Genomic DNA, 3,075 nt, shown 5'->3' on the forward strand with positions numbered 1-3,075 from the left:
AATGTCGTATTTTCTTTTATCTTTTCTTACCAGCTTTTCAAAGAACTCTTTATCCCAAAATAATTAACCAACTTATCATCAGTACATTATCTCAAAATTTGTCGTCAAATCTCTTTCGATTCAACCGCTTCCCGTTGTTTGGGAGTGCAAAATTAGTAGCTTTATTTTTAACTTCCAAATGTTTTTGAAAATATTTTTTGAAATTTATTTTCGAAACACTTAACTCTATCTCTTCGCTACAACTCCTTTCCCGTCGTTTGGGAGTGCAAAATTCCCACTTTATTCTCAACCTTCCAAATCTTTTATCAACTATTTTTTGAAGTTTTTTGTAAGTCGTTGAACATCAGAAGATACAGGTGGTAAAAAAAATGACACCAAATTGATATAATTCAATTGGTGTCATATCTACAAACTCACAAACACAATTAATACTTTGAATATTTATAAATAATATTTCAAACTTTAGCTTACTTCTAAACGAAAACCTACCCCATGTACATTACTGAGCTTGATATTAGTGTCTCTATTAAGGTATTTTCGTAAACGAGTGATAAAAACATCGAGGCTTCTTCCTTTAAAATAGTCATCATCTCCCCAAATAGTGATCAAAATTTTATCACGAGAGAGCGTTTCGTTTTTATGTTGAATCAAAAAGGCTAATAAATCTGATTCTCGATGGGTAAGTTCTTGTTGAAAATCATCGATAGTCAGTTTGAGGTTTTTACTATCATGTATATAACGCCCTATTTGAAGCACACCACTTGAGACTGTAGTTTTTTTGCCTGTCCGTTTCAGGATAGCTTCAATTCGTAAAACAAGTTCCTCTATACTGAAAGGTTTTGTCAAATAATCATCCGCTCCTAATTTAAGACCTTTGATACGATCTTCTTTAAGCGATTTTGCCGTTAGGAATATTATAGGAATTTCACTTCCTGCTTTTCTAATGGTTTCGGCCAGCGTAAACCCATCCATTTCTGGAAGCATTACATCAAAAATACACAAATCATATTCATTTTGCTGGAAAGCTCTTTGCCCGGCTTTGCCATCTACTTGTAAATCGATTTGATATCCTTCTTGTTCAAGATTATCTTTTACTACAAACCCTAGGCTTTCATCATCTTCGACGAGCAGAATTCTGGTCATTATATAAATATGTATATAGTTAGTTTATGATAAGACAATTTATTAGGAATATTCCCTATTTAGAAAATTTAAGTATTTGCTAATGTAGCCTATTTGGTCAAATTATCCAATTTATTAATATTTGCATAATTTATATAACTTAGTAAAGTTATATAGAATACCAAGGTTGTGCTATTCTATATAAACACATTCATCAACAATTTATTATCTAAAACTCATGTCAACTATGAATCAATCCTCTAACCAGCAATTGGTGGAGCAAATGACAAATCACCTAGAGAAAATAAAACTAGGAGGTGGTCTCAAAAATATTGCCAAACAACACGACCGTGGAAAGCTCACAGCACGAGAACGCATTGCCTACTTAATCGACCCTGATACAGAATTTTTAGAATTGGGTGCTTTTGTAGGTTTTGGAATGTACCAAGAGTATGGCGGCTGTCCTGCGGGAGGAACTGTTGGGGGCATTGGGTATGTGTCAGGAAAACAATGTATGATTGTTGCCAACGACCAAACCGTTAAAGCTGGAGCGTATTTTCCCATTACTGGCAAAAAGAATCTCCGTTTGCAGGAAATAGCTTTACAAAATAGGCTCCCTATTATTTATTTGGTAGACAGTGCAGGAGTTTTTCTACCTATGCAAGACGAAATTTTTCCTGACAAAGAACATTTCGGTAGAGTTTTTTACAACAACTCTATTATGAGTGCGATGGGCATTACTCAAATATCGGCTGTTTTGGGAAGTTGTGTTGCTGGTGGAGCCTACCTTCCTATTATGTCAGACGAAACCTTGATGGTCGAAGGGCAAAGTTCGATTTTTTTAGCAGGTCCCTATTTAGTAAAGGCTGCTATTGGAGAAAACATTGACGCTGAAACATTGGGCGGTGCTGTGACACATACCGAACTTTCTGGAAATGCTGATTATAAATTTTCAACCGAACAAGAGTGCTTGGATCAGGTAAAAAGAATTATTGGAAAACTTGGCGAGGATACCAAAGCTGGTTTTAATAGAGCAACCTCTAGTTTGCCAACCAAAAATCAGAAAGAGATTTATGACATTTTACCCGAACTTAGAACTAAGCCTTATAATATGATAGATATTATCGAGCGATTGGTTGATAATTCGGAGTTTGATGAGTTTAAAAAAGATTATGGAAAAACTATTCTTTGTGGATATGCTCGTATTGATGGCTGGGCTGTGGGCATTGTAGCCAATCAGCGCTTGATTACTAAAAGTGGTAAAGGCGAGGTTCAGATTGGAGGTGTTATATATAATGATGGAGCCGACAAAGCTGCTCGATTCATTATGAATTGTAATCAGAAGAAAATTCCGTTGGTATTCTTACAAGATGTTACGGGATTTATGGTTGGAAGTCGCTCGGAGCATTCGGGTATTATTAAGGATGGTGCTAAAATGGTCAATGCTGTAGCTAATTCGGTCGTTCCTAAAATTACGATTGTCATAGGCAATTCTTACGGAGCGGGTAATTATGCGATGTGTGGAAAGGCGTATGACCCACGTTTTATTTATGCCTGGCCAAGTGCTAAAATCGCTGTAATGGGTGGGGAACAAGCTGCCAAAACCTTATTACAAACGCAAATTGCATCGATGCAGTCGCAGGGCAAAGAAGTTTCGAAGGAAGAAGAAGAGATATTACTCAAAGAAATTATTGAGAGATATAACACGCAAACAACACCTTATTATGCAGCTGCAAGATTATGGGTTGACGAAATTATAGACCCACTACAGACACGACGTGTAATTTCTGAAGGCATTGCAGCGGCCAATCATGCTCCTATTGAAAAAGAATTTAAAGTAGGTGTTATTCAAACTTAGTAAAGGATATTTGATATAAATGCGAATATTGGGTTAAAAAAACAGAGATAGTAAAATCATAGGTCAGTAAATTTGTGTTGCCAAACATATATAAT

The 3,075-nt window shown here is 35.8% G+C and carries 2 protein-coding genes; one reads left to right on the forward strand and one right to left on the reverse strand.

Annotation, left to right across the window (positions count from 1 at the left end):
• Positions 1 to 462: 462 nt before the first annotated feature.
• Positions 463 to 1,143, reverse strand: coding sequence for a response regulator transcription factor (locus GVN22_RS26955; RefSeq protein ID WP_166554105.1), 681 nt, complete (start codon positions 1,141 to 1,143; stop codon positions 463 to 465).
• Between the two features lie 226 nt (positions 1,144 to 1,369).
• Here GVN22_RS26955 and GVN22_RS26960 point away from each other — a divergent pair, with 226 nt between their 5' ends.
• On the forward strand, positions 1,370 to 2,980 hold the full coding sequence (locus GVN22_RS26960) for an acyl-CoA carboxylase subunit beta (RefSeq protein WP_240915790.1): 1,611 nt from the start codon (positions 1,370 to 1,372) through the stop codon (positions 2,978 to 2,980).
• The last annotated feature ends 95 nt before the right edge of the window (positions 2,981 to 3,075 follow it).

It is taken from the genome of Cellulophaga sp. BC115SP (genome assembly GCF_009905545.1).
Taxonomy (GTDB): domain Bacteria; phylum Bacteroidota; class Bacteroidia; order Cytophagales; family Spirosomataceae; genus Flectobacillus; species Flectobacillus rivi.

Coding starts and splice junctions, on each gene's coding strand:
- GVN22_RS26955 (WP_166554105.1), bottom strand. CDS start 1,143: ATGACCAGAATTCTGCTCGTCGAAGATGATGAAAGCCTAGGGTTTGTA.
- GVN22_RS26960 (WP_240915790.1), top strand. CDS start 1,370: ATGAATCAATCCTCTAACCAGCAATTGGTGGAGCAAATGACAAATCAC.